Genomic DNA, 24,320 nt, shown 5'->3' on the forward strand with positions numbered 1-24,320 from the left:
CCATAATTAAGGCACCCAGGCGGGTGCCTTTTTTGTATGGCATAAGGGTCCTACAGCAATGTCTGCTGCCGATAAATGACAAACGTACGTTCTCTCTTTTGGAGGGAGGTTATGCTATACTAGTCTTTATCGAACAGTTCGTCCATCTGGACGCATACGGATGAGTAGGAGGGGTTAAATGATGTCATTACAATTTATTATTGGACGCTCGGGCAGTGGGAAAAGTAGCAGAGTGTTAGAAGAGATACATACCTCACTTCAGCACAATCCAACAGGTGAGCCGATCATTATGCTAGCTCCTGAACAAGGAACATTTCAATTGGAACGCAATTTCATTCATATGGAACATATCCAAGGGACGATTCGTCTTCAAATACTAGGTTTTCGAAGATTAGCTCTTCGTATTATGCAGGAGACTGGGGGCTCGGCGCTGATTCCTATTAGTGTTGAAGGGAAAAAGATGCTTCTCTACCGCATCATTAACCGCCGCAAAAAAGAGTTGAAACTCTATCAGAATGCGGGAGATCACCTTGGCTTAATTGAACGAATCAATACGTTATATTCCGAAGTGAAAATGTACGGCGGAGATCCAGCAGCTTTGGAACAGCAGTTAAAGCAAATGACTATGGCCGAAGGCGAGACTCCTCTACTGCAAGATAAATTGCATGATCTTTCTTTGGTGTACAAGGAATTTGAACATGAATTATCTGGTCATTACGTAGATGCTGAAGATCATATTACGAAGTTAGCAGAAGGCGCTGCTCAGTCGCACTACTTGAGAGGTTCTGAGATTTATATCGATGGATTCTATACGTTCACCCCGAAGGAAATGGAAGCGATAGGACAACTGCTGCTCACAGCAAAAAGAGTAAAGATCTGTCTCACGCTAGACCGTCCTTATGACGATGGCATCGCTCCACATGAACTGAATTTATTTCATCCCACGGCCATGGTCTATATGAAGCTACGCAAGATGGCAGAGGCACTTGGAATAGAGCTGGAAGCTACACAGATTATGCAGGAGCAGCCTCTTCCTAGATTTAAAGATTCACCTGTACTTGCTCAATTGGAATCCTCCTATGGTACCCGAGGCCAACAAGGAACAGCAAATCTTGCGGTAGACAGGCAAGAAGTGGAGTCTTCGCTTAAAGTTCAAGCCTTTCTTGATCGACGAGAGGAACTGGCAGGCGTAGCTCGGGACATGCGTCGCTTAGCTTCGGAGCAAGGCGCAAGATGGAGAGACATGGCTATTTTCGTTAGAGACATAGATGCGTATGAGCATGTGGCTGTTTCGGTTCTGGAAGAGCATGATATTCCTTTTTTCCTAGATAAAAAACGTACGGTACTGCATCACCCCTTACTTGAATATGTTCGCGGCGCTGTGGATGTCGTGAGCAAGTACTGGAGATATGAAGATGTTTTTCGCTGTGTGAAGACGGATTTTGTGTTGCCTATGGATGGCAGTATATCTCGTACAGATATGGATGTTCTAGAGAATTATGTGCTGGCAAGCGGAATTCATGGTGCTCGTTGGTATGATGGTCGTCCTTGGAGGGCGAGACCGAATCTATCCCTAGAAATACAGCAAGATCCAGCTGCAGAAGGTAGAATCACCGGTATGGCGAGACTAGAAGAATGTAGAGAAGCTGTTGTGTTGCCTCTGTCCGCATTAGAGAGAAGGATGAAGCAGGCAAAAAGTGTACGAGAGAAATGTGAAGCACTCTATTATCTATTAGAAGACACCGGAGCACCGCAGCGTCTGGATCAACTGGCGCATCAGGCTTTAGTAGAGGGTAAACCTCAGCAGGCTTTCGAACATCGTCAAATTTGGGGGGCAATGCTAGATTTACTCGATCAGATGGTAGAGATGATGGGCAAAGAGACGGTCAACCTGGAGTTGTTCCGAGGGATGCTAGAGACCGGGATGGCTAGCATGCAATTAGCCCTTGTACCTCCTTCATTAGATCAGGTTCTTTTAGGAAGTACGGACCGCACTCGCAGCAGTCATGTGCAGCATGTATTTTTGCTTGGGGTGAATGAAGGCGTTATGCCTGCTGTCTATACCGAGGAAGGAATTCTCACGGAACAAGAACGTAGTAAGTTAACCGAAGCCGGCATTGTATTTGCCCCGGGAATTACACGTCAACTGCTAGATGAGCGATTCTTAATTTATCATGCGCTCTCTTCGGCAAGCCGTTCTCTATGGATTAGCTATCCTACAACCGACGGGGAAGGAAAAGCATTCCCTCCTTCGGAAGTGATTCGTCAGGTTCGAGGGTGTTTCCCTGCTTTACAAGAAGATCGAATGGACGTTCCACCAACCCTATCGGATGAGGAGGAATTGAAGTGGATTACGCATCCGGACGCTACCTTGCAAGTCTTAATTTCAAGGTTAAGGAGCTGGAAAGCGGGCGTGCCAATCTCCCCCGTATGGTGGAGTGTACTTGAATGGTTCAGGATGAGTCCGCAGTATCGAGGCGTATTGGAGAACCTGTTAGGATCCTTAGACTACCGTAATCGCACGCATAGTCTTACCGAGTCTACCAGCCGCAAATTATATGGTCGTAAACTGCGCACCAGTGTATCTCGCATGGAGCGATATGCAGCTTGTCCATTTTCCCATTTTGCATCCCATGGCCTAAAGCTGAAAGAACGTCAGATGTACCGGCTTCAAGCGCCGGATATCGGTCAGCTTTTCCATGCGGCTCTCGGCTCAATGGCTTTAACTTTGAAAGAACAGAATCGAAGCTGGGGGAGTCTATCGGCAGAGGAATGTGTGTACGAAGCGGAAGTGGCTGTGGATAAGCTGGCTCCTAGGCTTCAAGGAGAGATTCTACTAAGCACCAAACGATATGGATATATCTCACGCAAACTAAAAAACATTGTAGGCCGAGCTTCTATTATTCTGGGGGAGCAATCGCGCCGAGGCAGCTTTGAACCGATAGGGTTAGAACTAGATTTCGGTCCAGATAAGACACTTCCTCCCCTCGTGTTCGAACTGGAGAACGGGTGTGTCATGGAGATCGTAGGCCGTATAGATCGTGTGGATCTGGCGCAGGGAGAACAAGGGATATTGCTGAGAGTCATTGACTATAAATCAAGTCAGACTGATCTATTGCTCCACGAAGTATATTATGGGCTGTCCCTACAAATGTTGACGTACTTAGACGTCATTGTTCAGTCGGCCGAGCAGTGGCTAGGGCAATCCGCCCTCCCGGCAGGAGCATTATATTTTCATGTTCATAATCCGCTGCTTCAATCCCCCAATGCGATGGAGGCTGCAGCGGCCGAGCAGGAGATGCTCAAACGCTTCAAAATGAAGGGCCTGCTACTCGCAGACAAAGAAGTTATTGGACATATGGATGGTCAATTGGAAAAAGGATATTCCGAGATTATTCCAGTCGGTCTAAAAACGGATGGTAGCTTCTACAGCGCCTCGGCTGTAGCGACCCCAGACCAGTGGGATACGCTCCTTCACTCTGTTCGAAATAAGATCCAAGAGATTGGAACAGGAATTACCGACGGCGATGTGGCGATCAAGCCCTACAAAATGGGTCAAGAGACGGCATGTACGTATTGTTCCTACAAGTCGGTCTGCCAAATCGATGAGACGATGGACGCGGATCGCTACCATATCCTAACCAAACCAGATAAAGAAAAGACATGGAATTTGCTTGGAGAGCGCAGCGGTGTTCGAACGCATGAAGAGGTGCTCACGGACTATGATATTGGCAATCTACTGAAGAAAGGAGAGGGTATAGAATGACGATGTTATCTAAGCCGTTAGGCAGTAAGTGGAGTGATGATCAGTGGAAAGCCATTGCCATGTCTGGAGGGAATATGCTTATTGCCGCTGCAGCGGGGTCTGGCAAAACCGCCGTCTTGGTGGAGCGCATTATTCGAAAAATACTGGACAAAGAGAGCCCACTTGATGTAGATCGATTGCTCGTGGCTACGTTCACGAAGGCAGCGGCTTCAGAAATGCGTGAGCGGATTCGTGTGGCCTTGGAAGAAGCGTTAGATCAAGATCCAAGCAATGAGCATTTGGGTGCACAACTCGCTATGTTAGGCAAAGCTTCCATTACGACACTTCATTCCTTCTGCCTTGAAGTAATTCAGCGCTACTATACCCTCATTCCATTAGATCCAGGTTTTCGGATTGCTTCAGAAATTGAAGTGAAGCTACTTCGGCAAGAAGTGCTGGAGGCTTTGTTTGAGGAGAAGTACGGGACGGAAGACAAAGATAGTCGCTTTTTGCAGCTTGTAGATTGGTTCAGTGGAGAACGTAGTGACGATGCCATGTTCTTATTGGTTCACAAATTATACGATTTCTCACGGAGTCATGCATGGCCCGATCATTGGCTCATGCACATGGCGGAGCAATTCGAACGGGCGGATATTAACACTTTATCGGAAAGTCTATGGGTCAAGTCGATTTTGGCAGATACACGGCTTACGCTTAGCGGGGTATATGATCTATTGCAACAAGCTAAGACGATTTCTCTATCTCCTGGTGGTCCTGCGCCTTATGCAATCAGTCTCAATGAAGACCTAGAAGTGATTGAGGGTCTAAGAGAAGCGCTGGAATATCAGCCATGGGATCATTTATATCATGTATTTCAGTATGCGAATTTTGGTAAATTGAAGCCTTGCAAAAAAGATCAAGCCGATCCTCTTCTTCAAGACAGAGTCAAGGGTCTTAGAGAAGAAGCGAAGAAAACGCTAGCGGAACTTCGTGGACAGCTCTTTGGGCGTTCCGCGGAGGCTTTCGTAGAAGAACTCTTAAATGCAGCTCCCCTAATGCGGGAATTGTCCGAACTCATTATTGAATTTGGCCGCCGCTATCAAGCGGAGAAGCAGGCTAAAGGGTGGTTAGATTTCTCAGACTTAGAGCATTATTGTCTACACATTTTGAGATCGCCAGCTTCTACTCCAGACTCGACGCTTCCTTCAGCCGCAGCTCTTGAATATCAGGCACAATATGAAGAAGTGCTTCTGGATGAATATCAAGATACGAATACAGTACAAGAGAGTATCGTAGAGCTCATAGCAAAAAAAGAACAAGGAAATCGGTTCATGGTCGGCGATGTCAAACAGAGTATTTACCGTTTTAGATTGGCGGAACCTGGTCTATTCTTGGACAAGTACAAAACATATGACGAAGACTTTACTGGAAAAGGGTTGCGTATAGATTTGGCAAGGAATTTCCGTAGCCGACGCGAAGTGGTGCAGGCTGTGAATCTTTTATTTAGACAACTGATGAACGAAAATATAGCTGAGATCACCTATGATGAACGCGCAGAACTTGTGTACGGAGAAGGATTTCCGGAGAGCGCAGAAGTTCAATCCATGGCCTATGCTCCAGAGTTATTATTAATTGATCGAAGCAGATCAGAAGAAGAGAATGCACGTGGGGAATCGAATCAGGACTTTGGAGAATCAGCCGGGCCTACAGGAGAAGATGCAAGCTTGGAGGAAGCCGAAGAACTAGAGGCGGTAAGACTTGAAGCCCGCATGATCGCAGCTCGTATTCGGGAGATGACCGGAGAGGGACGAGATGCGCTGCGTGTGTATGACAAGCATCTTGGAACTACAAGGCCCGCAGTATACAAAGATATGGTGATCTTGCTTCGCTCAACTTTATCTTGGGCGCCAGCGATTATTCAGGAACTTCGTATGGAAGGTATACCAGCCTATGGTGAGGTGAACAAGGGATATTTCCAAGCTTCAGAAGTAGAAATTATGCTGTCTTTGCTGCATGTTATTGATAATCCTCAGCAGGACATTGCAATGGCTTCCGTCTTAAGATCACCCATGTATGGATTATCCGAAGAAGAGCTCGCTGAGATTCGTCTTGCTAGACCGCAAGGGGGCTTCTATGAAGCTGTGCAGGTAGCAGCGGGTTGGGTTCATGAGAAGATGCCAGACCGAACACATAGCCAAAAGCTATCGGAACATGAGACCGAGCTAGCAAGCACGGAAATTGAGGACACGATCGAGGGTCCTGCAAGGCCAACGTCAGCTAGCCAGCCTTCACTCTCATACAAACTACAATCATTCCTCAAGCAACTCGAGAGTTGGAGGACCTTAGCTAGGCAGGGCGAGTTAGGTCGTCTGATTCGAAATGTATATCAGCAGACACGGTATGTGGAATGGGTAGGAGGATTGCCGGGTGGAGAGCAGCGTCAAGCTAATTTAAGAGCTCTACATGACAGAGCGCTTCAATATGAGCAATCTACAGGCTCTAGAGGGTTATTCCGATTCCTGCGCCATGTAGATCGGATGCGTCAAAGTGGTAGTGATTTCGGGGCACCGGGTACGGGGGAGCAAGCGGACGGAATAAGAATCATGACTATTCACAAAAGTAAGGGTTTAGAGTTCCCCGTAGTTTTTGTAGCGGGATTATCTAAAATGTTCAATCGCCAAGATATGAATGCTTCATTCCTGGTTCATAAGGAATTAGGATTTGGGCCGAAATATGTGGATGCGAAGACCCGAGTGAGTTATCCGACCCTTCCGAATCTAGCGATCCGTCGTAGAGCCCAAATGGAACTACTGGCTGAAGAACTACGTGTGCTGTATGTAGCGCTAACCCGTCCGAAGGACAAGCTTGTTCTAGTCTCATCAGTAAAGGATTTGACGAAAAGTGCATCGGTATGGAGTCAAGCAATTCAATCGCAAACGACTGTTTTACCCGATTATATGCTGGCCCGAGGTCGTAGTTACATGGACTGGATTGGTCCTGCCTTAATTCGTCATCCGGATGCTTATACTTTAAGAGCCTTGGCGGGATTGGAAGAATCTCAAGTCTCCCTCAGTACAGTGCCCGGAATGGATTTCCCATGGCGTATTATGACCGTAAGTTCCAGAGATATGCTTATGGCAGCTCCTACCTTAGAGCTTTCTGAACAGGAGGGGGGCGACTTGGCACAGCTTAGATCCTTCCTCTCAGGGAAGCCGGAAGTGGTACAGAAGCTTACTACTTCTAAGTATACAGAAGAAGCCGCCTCAAGACTGGAATGGAAATATCAACATACGATGGCTACACAAATTTCAGCCAAAACTTCGGTCACGGAGATGAAGCAAGCTTTTTCCGAAGAACAGCCATCTTCCAATGTATTCGAACATATGGCTATGCAAGGTGAGATGGAGTCTGCTCAGCTGAAGCAGCAGGAACCTGTCTTTAGTCTGCACATGCATAGACCCAAATTCATGGAACAACGCAAGATGACGCCAACCGAGCGAGGAACAGCATACCACATGGTCATGCAGCACCTTCCGTTTCATCCAGCAGAGCCCGAAAAGACCGCATCCGATACGTTAGCTAGATTGGCTGAACTTCAGATTCTTCCCGAAGGGCAAGTACTGGAGCTAAATAAAGATCAAATAGCTGGCTTCCTTCGAAGTCCATTGGGACAGAGGGCAAGTGAGGCTACATGGGTACGACGAGAAATCCCCTTTAGCTATGGCTTACCTGCGATATCAGCACGTCCCGTTATCGTACCCTTGTTAGAGAGTGCTTTTGATGAGCCAGAGCGACTTGCAGCTCAGATGTTCAGGGAATTGGAAGAAGAAAAGGTGTTAATTCAGGGCGTGATTGACTGTTTGTTCTGCCATGAAGGGAAATGGATTTTGCTAGATTACAAGAGTGATCGAATCTTGGAACACCAAGGAGGCATTCCTGCACTAAAGGAACGATATCGGTTCCAACTAGAAATCTATGCTGAAGCTATCGAACACATTATCGGTCAGCAGGTGGATGAGTTGTGGCTGTACTTTTTTGAGGCGGGAGAAGCAGTGAAGCTAGATTGAATTCATTACAAAATATAAAGTGTCTATTACAAATTGAACAGAGAGGAGGAAGACGATGCGTATTTTGCATACAGCGGACTGGCATCTGGGACGAACGCTTGAAGGCCGAAGCCGACTTGCAGAACAAGAACGGTTCTTAGATGAATTGGTTCTGATTGCAAATGAGACAAAAGCGGATCTAATCTTAATGGCAGGAGATGTCTATGACAGTGTGAATCCTCCTGCAGCCGCGGAAATGCTCTTCTACGATGCGGCAGCGCGCCTATCGCAGCACGGTAGAAAATTGGTTGCTATTGCGGGTAACCATGATCAACCTGAACGAATAGCTTCGGTAACTCCCTTAGTTACACAAAGTGGAATTATACTCACGGGCTTACCTACCAAAGAAGCGGTTCGTGTACACATTCCGCGCACAGATGAAGAAGCTGTCATCGCTTGTCTTCCATATCCATCAGAAGCTAGATTGCAAGAATTGCTTGCTGGGGACGAGGATGAACAAGGACTTCGTCTTGCTTATAGTGAACGGGTAGGGCAAATGATGCGTCAGTTAGCTTCATCCTTTACACCGCATACAGTGAACTTAGCTATGAGTCACATCTATGTACTTGGAGGACTTGAAAGTGATTCCGAACGACCCATCCAGATTGGAGGAGCCTACACGGTAGATCCATCGGCTCTGGATATTGGAGCACAGTATACGGCGCTAGGACATTTACATCGTGCCCAAGCGGTGAAGAGTCATTCTAAAGGACCGATTCGATATAGTGGATCACCACTTGCCTATAGTTTCTCCGAAGCAGGGCAAGCCAAGTCCGTTATGATGTTAGACGTGAAACCTTGCGGCGAGGTCATACAGGAAGAGATTTTTTTAAGTAGTGGTCGTCCGCTGGTCAGATGGTCTTGCACTAATGGGCTGCAAGAAGTGCAACGCTGGTTGGAAGAAGGTAGAGATGCGCAGGCTTTTATAGATTTAGAGATTCGACTCACGAAGGCGATGTCACTGGGAGACATTCAAGCTTTGCGGAAGGCGCATGAGGGGATCATCCATATTCGCCCCGTCTTCCCTGAACGTGAAGCTTCCTTGTCTGCAGTAGGACGTTCCCAGATGCCTATTCAGGATATGTTCCGTAAATTTTATCAACGTCAGACTGGCGGGGCAGAAGCTGAACAGGAAATGGTAGATTTGTTCATGCATTTAGTTGCTCACGATGAGATCGCGACCACCGGGGAGGGAGAATCATGAGACCGATCCGATTAAAGTTAGCTGGACTTCAAAGTTACCGGGAAGCCCAAGAGATTGATTTTACGGCTCTATGTGAAACGGGATTTTTCGGAATTTTTGGGCCAACGGGAAGCGGAAAATCTACGTTGTTGGATGCGATCACTCTTGCGTTGTATGGCAAGGTAGAAAGAGCTGTAAATGGAACCCAGGGCATTATGAATCATTCAGAGGATACACTTTTTGTAGCATTTACCTTTGAGCTTACTTCGGCTGGGGGGCCAGAGCGATACCGCGTAGAGCGACGGTTCAAACGTACTGGGGATGTGTCGGTCAGTAATACCATCAGTCGATTTATTGAGATTACCCCTGATGGTGAGCAGGTAAAGGCGGACAAGCTGGCTGAAGTTACACGCGCTGTGGAAGAGAAAATTGGACTGAAAATGGATGATTTCACACGAGCTGTTGTCCTGCCGCAGGGGAAATTCGCCGAATTTTTATCTCTTAAAGGCAGTGAGCGGCGCCAAATGTTGCAGCGGCTCTTTCATTTGGAGCAGTATGGTGACCTACTCGGTCAAAAACTTAGTTGCCGAGTAAAAGACACGGACAGCTTACTTGCCCAGCTGAGCGCAGAGCAGCAAGGTCTAGGCTCTGCCTCCGAGCAGGACCTGAAGGAAGCGATCGAGCGCGTGAAGGTTGCCGCTGACGAAGCCGCGCAGCGACGCAGCCATCTGCTCGCGGCGGAGACGAATGCGCAGCAGCTTGGCAAGCTGCGCGAACTGAGCCGCGAGCTTCTGCAGCGCGAGCTGGCGCTTACGAAGCTGCACCTGCGCGGCGAGGCCATCGCCGCACTTGCAGAGCAGCTCGCGCTCGCGGCTTGCGCGGAGCGCCTGCGCCCTGCGCTAAGCGCGTGGCAGGGCGCCCAGCGCCTAGCGGCGGAGCGCAGCCAGCGCGCCGCCGAGGCGCAGACCGCCGCCGCGCAGCTTAGGGCGGCGGCGAAGCAGACCGCCGCTGCCGCTGCTGAGGCGCAAGAGGCACGGTCTGCGCAGGAGCCCGCGCTGCGGGTCCGGCTGGACCAGCTGGCGCAAGCTAAGGCGCTGCAGGCTGAGTACAATACGCTGCAAGCGGAGTGGGCTCAGCTCCAGAACCGGGTAGAGCACGCTTCCATCAGACGAAGTGAGATTGCAGCGCAGAAGCTTAAGGAAGAAGCGCTCCTTGCTAAAGGAGAGCAGCTACGTGCAGAGTTACAGCAGCAGTTGGCTGGCACAGAAGTTAAGGCTGCGGATCGCCTTGCCCTGCAGACGGCTAGCTTGCTGAAAGATAAATCGGCACAAGTCAGACTAAGAGTAGCCAAAATAGCGGCCTCTGAACAGGAACTCACAGACAGAATCGCAAGGACGCAAGCGGAAATAAAGCAACGGACTGAGCAAGAACATATCTTCACCACACAGATTCAACAAGCGAGGAATCAAAGTGTTATCCTACTTGAGGGGCTTAATGAAGCAGAGCACTCCTGCAAATCGTATATCCTTGAACTAGAACAATATGATGCGGAGCTTAAGGCTCGGGGGCAGTCGCAGATTAATGAACTTAGTGCGGTTAAGCTTGCGACAGGACTCGTTCAAGGGGATCCGTGCCCCGTATGTGGATCGGAGCATCACCCTCATCTAGCAAAAAGAGTTATAGAGGATACTCCATCAGAACACATACACGAGGACATTGCCGCCTTGCTGATTGAACTTAGAGAACGAAGATATGTAATTCAGCGTGAGCAAGATAACGCTAAGCGTATAGTTGAACTCTCGGAACATGAGCAAATGAGTTCACAGATCCATTCCACGGAAGATTCTTTCAGGCAAGTCGCTGCTGCAAATTCCTTAACGGATCCTCAAGTTTCTTCATTGAATCCTGCGGAGCAATCTAGGCCTTTTAGAACATCGGACCCTGATACAGTTGTCAAAATACGTACATCTACCGAACTTGATCATGTTCATCTACAGCGATGGCAGGCAGAGATGGAGGCACTTTATAGTGAGGTAAAAAAAGTTCAAACAGATCGCAGAGAACAAAGTGCGCGTCTGACTTCGCTTCAATCTCAGCAGGAACTGATGCAGCAGCAGCAGGAGGGCTTGCGTACCCAGCTCCAAGAATTACAGCAAGAGCACATTCAGCTCCAACAGCAGTGGGAGCGGGAGTGTGCTGGATTTGATGAAGCACGTGTAGATGAACTTCAACAAGATATCCTTGCGAAAGATAATTTGGCTGATGAGCTCAAGGCCCGATTAATTCGCAGTGGCCCTTTTATAGATGAAAAGCAACAGTTACTTAAGCGACTCGAGCAGGAAAGTGCAGAGCTTGATAAAGATTGGATTCAACAGACTACACAGATGCAAGGGAAGACAGATCTCCTGCAGGAGAAGAAACTGCGACTTCAAGCTTGGATTGGTGACGCCTCTGTTGATGTACTTATTGGACAAGCGGAAGAACACGTGCAAATCCTTCTTCGTGAGGAAGAAAAGTTCAAAGAACATCATGTGCAGCAGGAACAAGCTAGTCAGGATGCAACTTCTGTGGAGTTAGTAGCCCAACATGCAGCTCAGTCCGCAGCGGATCAAGAGACAGAACTACGTAAGGTCTGGAACCAATCCCTCTTAGATAGTCCATTCACCGATGAATCAAGCGTGACTAAGGCTTTGCTCGAACCAACAAAAGCATCAAGCATGGAGTCTGAAGTGCAGGAACACCGGGAACAAGAAAGAGAGCTGACTGTCTCTATTAGGGATCTTACTGAGAAACTGGAGGGTCAGCAGGTTTCTGAAGAGCAGTGGATCGAGAGCACGCAGGCGCTTCAAACGGCTAAGGCAGCAGATGAACTTTCCGTTCAAGCTAAAGCCCGGGCCGAGCGGGACGTAGAAGATGTAGAGCAGCGGCATAGTCGCTGGAAAGTGCTAGAGGAGGCTCGTTTGGTGCAAGAGCATGAGGCTGCTCTTTTATCCAAGCTGCAGTCTGCTCTACGGGGAAATGCTTTTGTAGAATACATGGCCGAAGAACAACTAATACATGTCAGTCAAGCGGCAAGTCAGCGTCTTCGAGATCTGACCAAACAACGGTATTCACTTGAGACGGACTCCGGTGGAGGCTTTGTTATTTGTGATGATGCGAACGGTGGGGTTAAGCGTCCGGTATCCTCACTATCTGGAGGGGAGACCTTTCTCACTTCACTTGCACTGGCCTTAGCTCTTTCGGCTCAAATCCAGCTACGCGGTCAGTACCCATTACAATTTTTCTTCTTAGATGAGGGATTCGGTACGCTTGACCCTGAATTGTTAGATACAGTAATTACATCCTTAGAACAACTTCATCATGATCACTTGGCTGTTGGGGTTATAAGTCATGTGGCTGAACTTCGAGCGCGTCTTCCTAGGAAGCTTGTGGTCATTCCAGCCGAGCATGCGGGGGCGGGTTCGCGAATCCAGATGGAGCATTTATAGTACAGCAATCCTGAAGCATCTTTCTCCTTTTTATGAGGGAAGGTGCTTCTTTTTTGGTGAACCATTCGTTATGATAGAATGGAGAACGGTTTAGATCATGAGAATACGTCAACACTAATTAGGAGGCTTGCCGTGATGGACAACTGCTTATTTTGCAAAATTGCTGAAGGCACAATACCCTCAAATAAAGTTTTTGAGGATGATACGTTTTTGGTGTTTCATGACATTCAGCCTGCTGCACCTACCCATGTACTCCTTATTCCGAAAAAGCATATTGCAAATTTGAATGATGCGACTGCCGAAGACCTAGACATGATAAGCAAGTTACATAAAATAGCACAGGAAACGGCCGTGAAGCTCGGTGTAGCGGAGAGTGGGTATCGCTTAATTAATAACTGTGGCCCGGATGGTGGACAGACGGTTCACCATATTCATTATCACTTGTTAGGTGGAGCTCATCTTGGAGCACTTACGGGAATATCTGGATCTCATGCTTAATTTAAGTGTGAAATGAATAAGATATAAAAAAGAAAGTGACTCACGGTTGACACCTTATTTACGTTTCACCTATAATGAAAGTTGATGAACCGTGTTATGCTCTGGACGGTCTGGTCGGAGGGAGGGAAAACTGGTGTCTGAAACTAAAGTTCGCAAAAACGAAACTATTGATGCTGCACTTCGCCGCTTTAAGCGTTCCATTGCAAAAGATGGTGTCTTGGCTGAGGTGAAAAAACGTAAGCATTATGAGAAGCCAAGCGTGAAGCGCAAGAAAAAGTCCGAGGCTGCTCGTAAGAGAAAGTTTTAGGAGGATTTTAACAACATGAATCTGAGCGAGCGATTGAACGAAGATATGAAGCAAGCGATGAGGAGTAAAGACAAGTTCAAGCTCTCCACCATTCGAATGGTTCGTGCTACGATCAAAAATCTTGAAATAGATTTGAAGAGAACTTTGGATGATAATGAAGTGCTTGATATCCTAAGTCGTGAAATCAAACAGCGCAAAGATGCCCTCCAAGAATTTCAAAAAGCAGGTCGCGATGATCTCACTGCTAGTCTAGTAGATGAGATCAAGATTATTGCCGAGTATCTTCCCGAACAGCTTACCGAAGAAGAAATTAAAGTCATTGTACAGCAGACCATCCAGGAATCCGGTGCTTCTTCGAAAGCCGATATCGGGAAAGTAATGAGTGCCTTGATGCCTAAGGTCAAAGGCCGGGCAGATGGAAGACTCGTTAACCAGGCAGTACAGGAGTTATTGCAATAACCTAAGTTGTACACAAGACACCTTCCAGTAATGGAAGGTGTTTTTTCTTATGTCTATTTTAGCCATAGTTTCTGATTCTGGTGTTTCTATAACGCTTGGTTTCGGACTTCCTAAAGACCGACTCCTTGAAACGGATGGGCGTATGGAACGTAGAACATAGTAAATAGTATAGATAATACGATAACAGGGAGGGTGAAAATTGAACAAAGCTCGCTGGCCTGTAATTGCAATAATGATGTTATTTTGTATCATGACCTTGCTCCCCCTTGGGTCCGTCTCTGCATTAGCGAACTCCTCCACAACTGCTGGGGCTCTAAAGTCAGGATCGGTGTATGTAATCTCAGTGACACAAAAAATTGAATCAGGTTTATTCAGCTTCATGGAGAGGGGATTCCAAGAGGCTAAAAAGCAGGAAGCCGCATTGGTTGTTCTGGAAGTGAACACGCCAGGAGGAAGGATTGATAGTGCGGAGAAGATAGCAAGCCTTATTACGGATAGTGGTATTCCCACCGTAGCTTTTATTATGGGAGATGCGGCCTCGGCAGGCAGTTATATCTCACTTCATGCGGACAAAATTGCTATGAAACCGGATAGTATGATTGGTGCTGCGGCTTTAGTTGACGGATCAGGGCGCACCGTGAGTAACCCGAAGGAGATATCCTATTGGAAAAGCAGAATGAGAGCGGCCGCTGAGCTTCATGGACGGGATGCACGTATTGCTGAAGGTATGGTAGATAGCGCTATCACGGTAGATATGCCGAATATTGGCAAAACCAAAGTGAAGGATCAGATTATTTCTTTAAGCAGTAGCGAAGCTATTCAAGTAGGTTATGCAGACAAAATCGCTACTTCAACCGAAGATGTGATTAAATGGATGGGGTATAACGGAGAAAATACCATTTATGTAGAACAGACTTGGGCGGAGAAGCTTGCTGCTGTACTTACCCATCCAGTAGTTAGCACAGTACTTCTTCTTCTGGGTATAGCGGGCGTTGTCATTGAACTGCTTATTCCCGGTTTTGGAGTTCCCGGTATTTTGGGGGTGGCTAGTTTCGGACTCTATTTTTTCGGGAATTATATCGCTGGATTTGCTGGCTGGGAGACGGGTCTACTGTTCGTTATCGGATTGATTTTGTTAGCTCTGGAATTGTTTGTACCAAGCTTCGGAATCCTAGGACTATTAGGTTCAGCAAGTTTGATAGCAGGCGTAGTGCGCGCTGCTTATGACACACAGGATGCTTTCCGGTCCCTTGCGATTGCTTTTGGTGCAGCTCTTGTGGTTATCATCATCGTAGTATGGATGTTCAAGGAAAAAGGGATATGGAATCGATTCATGCTAAAAGATGAATTGACCAAAGAAAAAGGATATAGCGCATCAGATGAACGATTAGAATTGTTGGGTCAAGTGGGATCATCGCTTACGATACTACGTCCATCTGGTATGGCCCAGTTTGGTGATGAACGAATTGATGTAGTTACTGAAGGTGTCTTTATCCAAGCGAACACCCCTGTGAAGGTCATTAAAGTGGAAGGATCACGTGTCGTGGTTGTCGCTGGATTTTAGGATAGAGGATGTATGAAATTTGAAGACGTAACACAGGACTGAAAATATGAATCAGGAGTGGATCATTGTAATGTTTGAGTCTTCTACCGTAGGGATTTTACTGATTGTTGTTGTCGTTATTATTGTACTTAGCGTATTTTTGAGTTTTTTCCCTATTATGCTCTGGATCTCAGCACTAGCTTCAGGCGTAAGAATAAGCATTATCACATTGGTGGCTATGCGTCTGCGCCGAGTTACTCCTTCTCGGATCGTTAATCCGATGATTAAAGCGCATAAAGCAGGACTTGGGCTTAGTATTAATCAGCTAGAAAGTCACTATTTGGCTGGAGGTAATGTGGACCGGGTGGTTAATGCGTTAATTGCAGCCCAACGTGCGAATATCCCACTTGAATTCGAACGAGCTGCAGCGATTGATTTGGCAGGACGTGACGTACTTCAAGCCGTTCAAATGAGTGTTAATCCTCGTGTAATTGAGACGCCTGTCGTTGCAGCGGTAGCGAAGAACGGGATTGAAGTGAAAGTTAAAGCTCGGGTAACCGTGCGTGCGAATATTGATCGCCTTGTCGGGGGGGCCGGTGAAGAGACCATTATTGCTCGGGTAGGTGAAGGGATTGTTACTACCGTAGGCTCAAGTAACTCCCACAAAGATGTGTTAGAGAATCCAGATATGATCTCTAGAACGGTTCTGAACAAAGGTCTGGATTCAGGAACAGCTTTTGAAATTCTGTCTATTGATATTGCGGATGTGGATGTAGGCAAGAACATTGGCGCCTTCCTTCAAACCGAACAGGCTGAGGCTGATAAGCAAATCGCTCAGGCGAAAGCGGAAGAACGTAGAGCAATGGCTGTGGCGCATGAGCAAGAGATGAAAGCTCGAGTCGTAGAAATGCGTGCACGCGTTGTAGAATCTGAATCGGCTGTTCCTCTGGCTATGGCAGAAGCGCTTCGTGGTGGACAGATCGGTGTGATGGATTATATGAACTTGAAGAATATTGAAGCGGATACCCATATGCGTGATTCGATCGGTAAACCCGGGGAGTCCGGCACAAATGGGAAAAAACAAGAATAGGATGGTGTTTTAAATGCAAGAGCTGCTAAGTTGGCTTTTCGGGCATTTATACTTCGTAATCGTCATTCTATTTGCCCTGTTCTCGGTACTGAGGAAAAGCAAGAACACGCCACGAGGTGAAAGTCAGATGCCAAGTTTTGGGGGGGACAGAGGAAGAACCCTCCAAAAGCCAGGGAATACTCCTATGGCACGTGCAGAAATTCCTGCTGATTCACGTACACGGGACATCACTTCTTCCTTCCCTGAAAAGGAGAATCGTCTGGATTCTCCTACATCTTGGTCAGAAACGGACCATGAGACGCGCCATTTTGATTCGGTTGGACCGGTGTGGAGTGATGAGGAACAATCCATCTTAGGTTCTGATGCTGTACATGAAACTGCAGAGCGGAGCATGATGGAACGTAAACTGCAAAGGTTAGAACGTCAAAATGCGAGTCTGCAACGCGAATTACATCGAGGATCAGTTTCCTCTACCCATTCGCCCGGAACGGGACAAAAGGCAGATTCTTTTTTGGATGCTAAGGACTTACGAGCAGGAGTAGTATGGGCAGAAATTCTAGGACCTCCTCGATCCAAAAAACCTTTTCGTTCAGCGAGGTAATGGTATCTTCTTTTCTTCCAATTTCACTGATAAATACACTTATCAGGTTGTTGCTCTTAACGAGCAGCAGCCTTATTTTTGTTACTCTGCCGAAAGAATATACTGCGCCCTCATAAAATAAAGGCCTCCCGCATACTTTGTAAAGTATGAGAAGGAGGACTGCCGATGAGCCGATTCACCCGCAAACTTCGCAAATGGTCGGTCGATGTGCTTGACCTTCCTCAGGATCTCGTATTTGATCTCCCTAGGCTCACGATGATCGGTAACAAACAGTTGTTAATCGAGAATCATCTGGGCGTACTACATTTTTCATCCGAGAAGTTGAGACTTGAAATAAACCAAGGACATCTGGAAGTGGATGGCACCGGGCTTATGATAAAAGCAATTATGCCGGATGAGGTGTTAATAGAGGGATTCATCTCAAATATTCAGTATCTTGGAACGGGGGCGAAACCATGAAAACGCCAGGACTGACCAAGCTCCGCGGATCGGTGACGGTTACAGTACGCGGAGAGCAACTCGAACAATTCATTAATGCATTAGCTAAAGAGCAGATTGAAGTGTGGAATCTTACGCCAATTTCGGTAGACCATATGCGGATGGAGATTGTTGTAGCTGATTATTTCCGTCTTCGTCCTCTCTTAAAACGGACAGGCAGTCGTGCTCATGTGGACGGAAGAGCGGGGTTACCCTTTTTTTGGAACCAAATGTATAGACGAAAGTGGTTTCTGATTGGGTTTTTATTATTTTGTGCAGGGATGTTTTGCCTAACTTCTTTAGTTTGGGATGTGGAAGTGAAGGGGAATGTAAAGCTTAATAAAGAAGATATATTGCAAACAGCACGAGAAGAAGGAATCTATCCATTTCAGTGGACTTTTCGTATGCCAGATCAGGACAAGCTTTCGAAAGACATGACACGAAGACTGCCGGGAACTTCTTGGGTAGGGGTATCGAGGTCCGGTACAAAAGTGACCATCGAAGTGGTCGAGGCGGCACAGCCTAAAAATACGGAACTCCTCAGTCCAAGACACTTGATTAGTAAAGCAGATGCTGTAGTAACACACATTTTTGCAGAGCGAGGACAACCTGAAGTGGGTATACATGATCGTGTGCGTAAGGGGAGCGTTCTAATCACGGGTCAGCAAGGAGATCTTTCGGTTGTAGCCCAAGGTGAAGTAAGAGGAATCGTATGGCATGAGTATGACATTGAGAGCCCTTTGGTTCGCAAAGAGTTTGTGTACACTGGGGAGAAGAAAGAGAAAGGCTATCTATACTTTGGAAATACGGCTATTCAGGTCTGGGGATATGGCAAAGTGAGCTATGATAAAATGCAGACTTTAACGAGACTTGATCCTTTAACATGGAGATCGTGGAAACTTCCCATTGGATGGATGTCCGAAAATATTTTGGAAGCTACAGAGATCGAAACTCAGCAAACGATGGAGCAAGCTGCGGCCCGAGGAATGGAAGGGGCTAAGCTTGATATTAAAGTAAAAAATGGGGCAGATGCTGTAGTTTTGAAACAAAAAATTTTGCATGAGAAGTCAGACAATGGTAAAGTTTATATGAAAGTGCTTTTTGAAGTGGAACAGAATATTGCGGAAGAACTTCCGATAGTTCACCATCAAGGAGAATGAGGCTAATTTGTCAGAGCAAATGATCAGTACCAAAATCCCCCTGCCTAGTGCAGCGGAAGGCTTATCTTTATTCGGACCTCAGGATATTTTTCTGAAGCGAGTAGAAGAGCATATTCAAGTTCAGGTATTATTTAGAGAATCAGAGATAACAATTAAGGGCGAGAGCCGTCAAGTAGAGTCTGCGCAGCAGTTATTTGATGTTCTATTACAGCTCATTCGGAATGGATATGTGTTAACCGAGCGAGATATACTCTATGCGATTGATTTAGCGCTAGAACTTCGAGCCGATCAGTTACTTGATTTATATAAAGGTGAAATCGCCGTAACTTATCGTGGTAAGCCTATACGGGTGAAGACCATCGGACAGAAACATTATGTTACGACAATCAAGAAAAGGGACATTGTCTTCGGCATTGGACCCGCAGGTACAGGTAAGACTTATTTGGCCGTCGTACTGGCTATAGCCGCGCTTAAGGAAGGTACTGCGAAGAAGATTGTGCTTACCCGGCCGGCTGTGGAAGCAGGCGAAAGTCTAGGGTTCCTCCCTGGTGATCTTCAGGAGAAAGTTGACCCCTATTTGCGGCCATTATATGATGCCCTCTATGATGTGATGGGACAAGATCAGGTCGCTAAAGCTTTGGAGCGAGGAATTATTGAAATTGCTCCGCTTGCTTACATGCGGGGAAGAACGCTTGATGACTCTTTTATTATCTTAGACGAAGCGCAGAATACGACACCGGAACAAATGAAAATGTTTTTGACGCGTCTAGGGTTTGGTTCGAAGATGGTCATTACCGGAGATGTTACTCAGATTGACCTTCCTCGAGGAAAAAAATCTGGTCTCGTAGAAGCGAAGTCGATTCTTCGCAATATTAATGAGATTGGATTTGTATATTTTGATGAATCCGATGTGGTTCGTCATTCCCTAGTACAGAAAATTATTGTTGCTTATGAGAAGGCCTCGGAGAGCTAAAAGAAGCCTTGAGGTTAAGAGCGACCGTTCCCATTCCCATCTAACGAGAGATCTACACTTATGTTCAGGTACTTTCAAAGGATAGAGAGGGCTGTTAATTCGATGACCTCGAAAGAAACGCCGAAAGGCAGCGCACTTCATACGAAGACGGCAGGATGGAAGCATAGCGTACCTGTACGCTATGTTCTGTTTTTGCTGTTTATTATTGTGTTCTATGTTAGTATGTCGCCCCAGCTTCTTCCAGAGCGCTACGATATTGTGGTCGGGCAGCCTAGTGAAAAAGAAATCCTTGCACCCGTCCAGCTTCCCAATACTAAGGCTACGTTAAAAGCTCAAGAGCAGGCGGCAGAACGTCAGAAGAACAGTTACCGTATTATAACGGTTCGTAATGAACAGATAATTAATCAATTGTTAGATCGCATCTTACGTCTGAATCAAGATGATCAAGTGGGTGTGATGGACAAACGTGCCATTTACCGGCAGGAAATTCCTGTCAAGGTACAAGATTATGTCCAGAATTTTATCCAGAACAATCAGTTCAATTACGGTGAGAAGTTACTCAAAGAATTAGAGGACGAGACAAGTAAGCAGGCGTATCATGTATCGGAAGAGACATATATTAAGCTCCCAAGCATTACACCGGATACGATTAACAAAATGAGACCTGTTGTTACTGATATTGTGCAACGGTTGATGAGCGACCAGATTATGGATGCGCAAGCCGTACGTGTAAAAGTGGCTGAGCTGGTTAGCTCTAGTTCTATTGATAGCCGCGTATCCCGAGAAGTGGCTCAAGAACTTATACGCCTTGTGATTACGCCGAACAAGTTTTTGGACGAAGAGGCTACAACTGCTGCTAAAGTTCAAGCCAGAGAAAGTACGCCTCCTGTATATATTAAGCAAGGGGATATATTGGTCAACAAAGGGGACCGAATCACGGAGGAAATGTATGCTCTTCTGAATGAGAATGGTCTACTTAAGGATGAAGTGAACTACTGGCCCCAATTGGGTCTATTCCTGCTATCGGCCCTGTTAGGATTTGGTCTTGTCATGTATATGAGACAATCCGAAGGAGCGGCGAGATTTAAGTATAATAACGTACAGTTACTTATGCTTCTACTCATTTGTACGATTACGATTGTATTCATGCACGTCGTACACTTTGTGCAAACACCGCAGCGAAGTTATATGGGTTACCTTGCTCCTGTAGCCATAGGAGCGATGTTGATTACGCTATTAATCGATATTCCGCTGGCTTACTTTAGTTCTATCGTGCTTGGCATTATAGCAAGTATTGTACTCAATACGCATCAAGGACAAGTGTTTGATTTTTACTTTGGATTTTTTGCTATGGTAATCTCCTTTGTATCTATCTTTGCTATCCACCGAGCAAGTCAGCGTTCAACCATTCTCAAAGCAGGTTTCATGGTATGTTTATTCGGTGCATTGTCTGTATTTACGTTAGTTCTTCTTAATAATAATGGTTGGAATCAGACAAATACATTGTATGCCGTCGGTTGTGCGCTTGCGGGCGGATTACTGACTTCCATTTTGGTAGTAGGATTAATGCCATTTTTTGAAGCAACATTTGGAATTATGTCCGCGCTAAAATTAGTGGAATTGTCTAATCCGAATCACCCTTTACTTCGTAAATTACTAACGGAGACACCGGGAACTTATCATCATAGCGTTATGGTCGGTAATCTGTCTGAAGCAGCGGCAGAAGCCATTGGAGCGAATGGTCTACTATGTCGTGTAGGTTCGTATTATCATGATATTGGCAAAACGAAGCGCCCTAGCTATTTCATAGAGAATCAGAACAATATGGAGAATCCGCATGATTTTATAGATCCGAAGCTCAGCAAGTCCATTATCGTCGCCCACGCGCGGGACGGTGTGGAAATGTTGAAAGATTACAAATTGCCTAAGCCTATTCGTGATATTGCTGAGCAGCATCATGGCACCACGTTCCTGCATTTCTTCTACCACAAAGCTATGAAGCAAGCGGAAGAGCAAGGAATTGAACCCGAATTTACGGAGGATGATTTTCGTTATCCGGGACCGAATGCCCAGTCGAAGGAAGCGGCTGTGGTCGGCATAGCAGATAGTGTAGAGGCAGCAGTACGTTCCTTGCGAAAGCCTACAGTGGAACAGGTCGAGACGATGATCGAGAAAATTATAAAAAACCGTCTGGATGATCATCAATTCAATGAGTGTGATCTCACGATGCGGGAATTAGATATAGTTGCGCAGACTCTCAAAGAGACCGTGATGGGTATATTTCATTCTCGAATAGAGTATCCAGAAGAGGTTAAGAAACCAAAGCTTATTCATGATAACGACAAGGGGCGTGAAGTCAATGAGTCTACAACTAGCGTGGAGCAATGAACAGGAAGAATACGAAATCAGTGAATCGTTGATTGCTTTGTTGGAGTCGGCTTTGGATAAAGCTGCGGCAGTTGAAGGTATTGAAGAGGGTGAGATTGCGCTCACATTTGTAAATAATCAAGCTATCCATGAGTTAAATAAGGAATATCGAAATATTGATCGTCCTACAGATGTGCTGTCCTTTGCCATGAATGATACGGTAGATGAAGATCTCGACATTGTATACATTCTAGAAGAAGGGCAGCAATTGGAAGGTATTCCTGATATGCTTGGGGATATTATAATCTCTGTGGAGCGTGCGAAGGAGCAGAGTGTAGAATATGGTCACTCTCTGGAGCGAGAAATTGGTTTTTTGTTCGTGCATGGTTTCCTTCATTTGCTTGGCTATGACCATCAAGATGAGCCAAGTGAAGCAGAAATGATGGGGAAACAAGAAGCAGTTCTGGCACAGGTTGGCTTGATTCGCTGATGAAGAAGGATGAGCGATGGATTTGGACCTTCCGGTATGCCTGGGAAGGCATTCGATATGGTATAAGAACCCAGCGTAATCTGCGTATTCATCTAGTATGCGCCCTGCTGGCGGCCGGAGCGGCCGCCTTTTTCCATTTATCACTGATGAAATGGGCTATCCTCATCTTAATTATTTCCCTGGTAATAGCCGCCGAATTAGTGAATACTGCTATAGAGGCTGTTGTGGACATGGTCTCTCCGGACTACCACCCTCTGGCGAAGGTGGCGAAAGACACCGCTGCAGGTGCGGTCCTTGTCTGCGCTATTGCTTCTGTATTCATCGCATTATGCCTGTTCTTCCATCCCGTTATCTATTTTTTCAAGTATAATAGCTAGTACTAGGTTAAGAAACCAGTAACAATGTCTCTATATAATTTAAGGTGCATCCTGTAGGGACAGCCCGCCAAGCAGAACAATAGGTAAACACCGCAACCGCAACACATTCCAGCGGATTCCGCAGAGATAGAAGTGATCCTACTCTAATCTATCTCGTGTGCACTTACCATCCTCTAATCGCCAATTACTGGGTGTCCAGAGGGCGAAGCCTTTTGGGGCCATCTCTAAGCAGGGAGGGCCCCAGAGTATATGTAATTCAAAATTGAAAGAAGGAACAACTTAACTATGCCGAAATTCAAATCAGGTTTTGTCGCAATCGTAGGACGCCCTAATGTAGGGAAATCGACACTCATGAATCATGTGATTGGTCAGAAAATTGCGATTATGTCAGACAAGCCTCAAACTACAAGAAACAAAATTCACGGAGTGTATACGACGCAAGATATGCAGATCGTTTTTCTAGATACTCCGGGTATTCATAAACGGCAATCCAAGCTAGGCGATTTCATGAACCAAACTGCTTTTAATACGTTTGGTGAAGTGGAGGCCGTTTTATTTTTAGCAGATGCATCTGAAGGTTTTGGTGGGGGCGACCGATTTATCATTGAGCGTCTGAAAAATGTGAACACTCCTGTCATTCTCATCTTGAACAAAATTGATAAAATTCAACCTGATGAGCTACTACCGATGATTGATGAATACCGTAAACGCAATGATTTTGCAGAGATCATTCCGATTTCGGCTAAGCTTGGAAGTAATGTCGATACGTTACTCCAACAAATCTCTAAATATTTGCCTGAAGGGCCCAAGTATTATCCGGACGATCAAATCACGGACCACCCAGAGCAGTTCGTCTGTGCAGAGCTAATCCGTGAGAAAATTCTTATTAATACCCGAGAAGAGGTGCCTCACTCTATCGCCGTCACGATTGAAGATATGAAGGTACAGGATAATGGAGTGGTTCATATCTCAGCCGTGATTTTTGTAGAACGGGATTCTCAAAAGGGCATTATTATAGGCAAGCAAGGAGCGCTTCTTAAAGAAGTAGGTCGCTTAGCTAGACATGATATTGAGAATTTACTAGGTTCCAAAATTTTCTTGGAGTTATGGGTTAAAGTTAAGAAAGATTGGCGCAACCAAGACAGGGTTCTAAAAGATCTAGGTTTCCATAAAAACTCATAATATGCTGTAGCTTCAATGGGAGTTATTGCATCGCATAGTTCAAAGCGCAGCGCACATCCTACTCTTGTACGATCAAGTATCCATGTTCAAAGAGAGGATGAGCTGTATGCGTGATTTCTCGTGGAACGTTTTTGCGAATAGTGGAGATGTCGATGCTTATATGTTGTACAAAGAGGTTAGTGATCCTTCGGAAAAGGAACCACTAGCTCAGAATGAAATGATCCTGGAAGAAGAGGCAATTATCTGACCCTCATCTCCAGGAGATCTGGAGGAG

General features: G+C 46.1%; 18 protein-coding genes. All 18 read left to right on the plus strand.

The features are described from left to right. Nucleotides 1-181: 181 nt before the first annotated feature. The 18 genes from addB (at nucleotide 182) to J2Z69_RS00960 (ending at nucleotide 24,293) form a co-directional block, all read left to right on the plus strand. Complete coding sequence (gene addB, locus J2Z69_RS00875) at nucleotides 182-3,766, plus strand: helicase-exonuclease AddAB subunit AddB (RefSeq protein ID WP_209860399.1); 3,585 nt, start codon at nucleotides 182-184, stop codon at nucleotides 3,764-3,766. Next, nucleotides 3,763-7,812, plus strand: coding sequence for a helicase-exonuclease AddAB subunit AddA (gene addA / locus J2Z69_RS00880; RefSeq protein WP_209858349.1), 4,050 nt, complete (start codon nucleotides 3,763-3,765; stop codon nucleotides 7,810-7,812). The genes addB and addA overlap by 4 nt, the downstream gene beginning before the upstream one ends. Nucleotides 7,813-7,867: 55 nt before the next feature. Beyond that, nucleotides 7,868-9,055 (plus strand): exonuclease SbcCD subunit D, encoded by a 1,188-nt coding sequence (locus J2Z69_RS00885; RefSeq protein ID WP_209858351.1) that lies wholly within the window; start codon nucleotides 7,868-7,870, stop codon nucleotides 9,053-9,055. Then, nucleotides 9,052-12,522, plus strand: a complete 3,471-nt coding sequence (locus J2Z69_RS00890; protein ID WP_209858353.1) for an AAA family ATPase — start codon at nucleotides 9,052-9,054, stop codon at nucleotides 12,520-12,522. Before J2Z69_RS00885 ends, J2Z69_RS00890 begins: the two co-directional genes overlap by 4 nt. A gap of 135 nt (nucleotides 12,523-12,657) precedes the next feature. Beyond that, nucleotides 12,658-13,020: a histidine triad nucleotide-binding protein gene (locus J2Z69_RS00895; RefSeq protein WP_209858355.1), complete on the plus strand. Its 363-nt coding sequence runs from the start codon at nucleotides 12,658-12,660 to the stop codon at nucleotides 13,018-13,020. Between the two features lie 133 nt (nucleotides 13,021-13,153). After that, nucleotides 13,154-13,327 carry a 30S ribosomal protein S21 gene (gene rpsU, locus J2Z69_RS00900; protein ID WP_005547957.1) on the plus strand — a complete coding sequence of 58 codons (174 nt, stop codon included), beginning with the start codon at nucleotides 13,154-13,156 and terminating at the stop codon, nucleotides 13,325-13,327. Nucleotides 13,328-13,342: 15 nt separating this feature from the next. Further along, nucleotides 13,343-13,786, plus strand: coding sequence for a GatB/YqeY domain-containing protein (locus J2Z69_RS00905; RefSeq protein WP_209858357.1), 444 nt, complete (start codon nucleotides 13,343-13,345; stop codon nucleotides 13,784-13,786). A gap of 232 nt (nucleotides 13,787-14,018) precedes the next feature. Next, the gene (locus J2Z69_RS00910) at nucleotides 14,019-15,350 is read left to right on the plus strand and encodes an NfeD family protein (RefSeq protein WP_209860401.1); all 1,332 of its coding nucleotides are present in this window, start codon (nucleotides 14,019-14,021) and stop codon (nucleotides 15,348-15,350) included. Nucleotides 15,351-15,420: 70 nt separating this feature from the next. Continuing rightward, nucleotides 15,421-16,419 (plus strand): flotillin-like protein FloA, encoded by a 999-nt coding sequence (gene floA / locus J2Z69_RS00915; protein WP_209860403.1) that lies wholly within the window; start codon nucleotides 15,421-15,423, stop codon nucleotides 16,417-16,419. Nucleotides 16,420-16,432: 13 nt separating this feature from the next. Continuing rightward, complete coding sequence (locus tag J2Z69_RS00920) at nucleotides 16,433-17,020, plus strand: hypothetical protein (RefSeq protein WP_209858358.1); 588 nt, start codon at nucleotides 16,433-16,435, stop codon at nucleotides 17,018-17,020. A 165-nt stretch (nucleotides 17,021-17,185) separates the two neighbouring features. Continuing rightward, nucleotides 17,186-17,479: a sporulation protein YqfC gene (gene yqfC, locus J2Z69_RS00925; protein ID WP_209858361.1), complete on the plus strand. Its 294-nt coding sequence runs from the start codon at nucleotides 17,186-17,188 to the stop codon at nucleotides 17,477-17,479. Continuing rightward, nucleotides 17,476-18,657, plus strand: coding sequence for a sporulation protein YqfD (gene yqfD / locus J2Z69_RS00930; RefSeq protein ID WP_209858362.1), 1,182 nt, complete (start codon nucleotides 17,476-17,478; stop codon nucleotides 18,655-18,657). Before yqfC ends, yqfD begins: the two co-directional genes overlap by 4 nt. 7 nt (nucleotides 18,658-18,664) lie before the next feature. Then, on the plus strand, nucleotides 18,665-19,630 hold the full coding sequence (locus tag J2Z69_RS00935; RefSeq protein ID WP_209858363.1) for a PhoH family protein: 966 nt from the start codon (nucleotides 18,665-18,667) through the stop codon (nucleotides 19,628-19,630). A gap of 102 nt (nucleotides 19,631-19,732) precedes the next feature. Further along, nucleotides 19,733-22,018 carry an HD family phosphohydrolase gene (locus J2Z69_RS00940; protein WP_209858365.1) on the plus strand — a complete coding sequence of 762 codons (2,286 nt, stop codon included), beginning with the start codon at nucleotides 19,733-19,735 and terminating at the stop codon, nucleotides 22,016-22,018. After that, the gene (gene ybeY / locus J2Z69_RS00945) at nucleotides 21,990-22,487 is read left to right on the plus strand and encodes an rRNA maturation RNase YbeY (protein WP_209858366.1); all 498 of its coding nucleotides are present in this window, start codon (nucleotides 21,990-21,992) and stop codon (nucleotides 22,485-22,487) included. The genes J2Z69_RS00940 and ybeY overlap by 29 nt, the downstream gene beginning before the upstream one ends. After that, on the plus strand, nucleotides 22,487-22,864 hold the full coding sequence (locus J2Z69_RS00950) for a diacylglycerol kinase family protein (protein WP_209858367.1): 378 nt from the start codon (nucleotides 22,487-22,489) through the stop codon (nucleotides 22,862-22,864). Before ybeY ends, J2Z69_RS00950 begins: the two co-directional genes overlap by 1 nt. A 285-nt stretch (nucleotides 22,865-23,149) precedes the next feature. Then, nucleotides 23,150-24,046, plus strand: a complete 897-nt coding sequence (gene era / locus J2Z69_RS00955) for a GTPase Era (RefSeq protein WP_209858368.1) — start codon at nucleotides 23,150-23,152, stop codon at nucleotides 24,044-24,046. A 106-nt stretch (nucleotides 24,047-24,152) separates the two neighbouring features. Next, a complete protein-coding gene (locus tag J2Z69_RS00960) occupies nucleotides 24,153-24,293 on the plus strand; it encodes a YqzL family protein (protein WP_209858369.1) in 141 nt (46 codons plus the stop codon). Nucleotides 24,294-24,320 lie beyond the last annotated feature (27 nt).

It is taken from the genome of Paenibacillus shirakamiensis (genome assembly GCF_017874255.1).
In the GTDB taxonomy this organism is placed as follows: Bacteria; Bacillota; Bacilli; order Paenibacillales; family Paenibacillaceae; genus Fontibacillus; species Fontibacillus shirakamiensis.

Coding starts and splice junctions, on each gene's coding strand:
- addB (WP_209860399.1), top strand. CDS start 182: ATGTCATTACAATTTATTATTGGACGCTCGGGCAGTGGGAAAAGTAGC.
- addA (WP_209858349.1), top strand. CDS start 3,763: ATGACGATGTTATCTAAGCCGTTAGGCAGTAAGTGGAGTGATGATCAG.
- J2Z69_RS00885 (WP_209858351.1), top strand. CDS start 7,868: ATGCGTATTTTGCATACAGCGGACTGGCATCTGGGACGAACGCTTGAA.
- J2Z69_RS00890 (WP_209858353.1), top strand. CDS start 9,052: ATGAGACCGATCCGATTAAAGTTAGCTGGACTTCAAAGTTACCGGGAA.
- J2Z69_RS00895 (WP_209858355.1), top strand. CDS start 12,658: ATGGACAACTGCTTATTTTGCAAAATTGCTGAAGGCACAATACCCTCA.
- J2Z69_RS00905 (WP_209858357.1), top strand. CDS start 13,343: ATGAATCTGAGCGAGCGATTGAACGAAGATATGAAGCAAGCGATGAGG.
- J2Z69_RS00910 (WP_209860401.1), top strand. CDS start 14,019: ATGATGTTATTTTGTATCATGACCTTGCTCCCCCTTGGGTCCGTCTCT.
- floA (WP_209860403.1), top strand. CDS start 15,421: ATGTTTGAGTCTTCTACCGTAGGGATTTTACTGATTGTTGTTGTCGTT.
- J2Z69_RS00920 (WP_209858358.1), top strand. CDS start 16,433: ATGCAAGAGCTGCTAAGTTGGCTTTTCGGGCATTTATACTTCGTAATC.
- yqfC (WP_209858361.1), top strand. CDS start 17,186: ATGAGCCGATTCACCCGCAAACTTCGCAAATGGTCGGTCGATGTGCTT.
- yqfD (WP_209858362.1), top strand. CDS start 17,476: ATGAAAACGCCAGGACTGACCAAGCTCCGCGGATCGGTGACGGTTACA.
- J2Z69_RS00940 (WP_209858365.1), top strand. CDS start 19,733: ATGACCTCGAAAGAAACGCCGAAAGGCAGCGCACTTCATACGAAGACG.
- ybeY (WP_209858366.1), top strand. CDS start 21,990: ATGAGTCTACAACTAGCGTGGAGCAATGAACAGGAAGAATACGAAATC.
- J2Z69_RS00950 (WP_209858367.1), top strand. CDS start 22,487: ATGAAGAAGGATGAGCGATGGATTTGGACCTTCCGGTATGCCTGGGAA.
- era (WP_209858368.1), top strand. CDS start 23,150: ATGCCGAAATTCAAATCAGGTTTTGTCGCAATCGTAGGACGCCCTAAT.
- J2Z69_RS00960 (WP_209858369.1), top strand. CDS start 24,153: ATGCGTGATTTCTCGTGGAACGTTTTTGCGAATAGTGGAGATGTCGAT.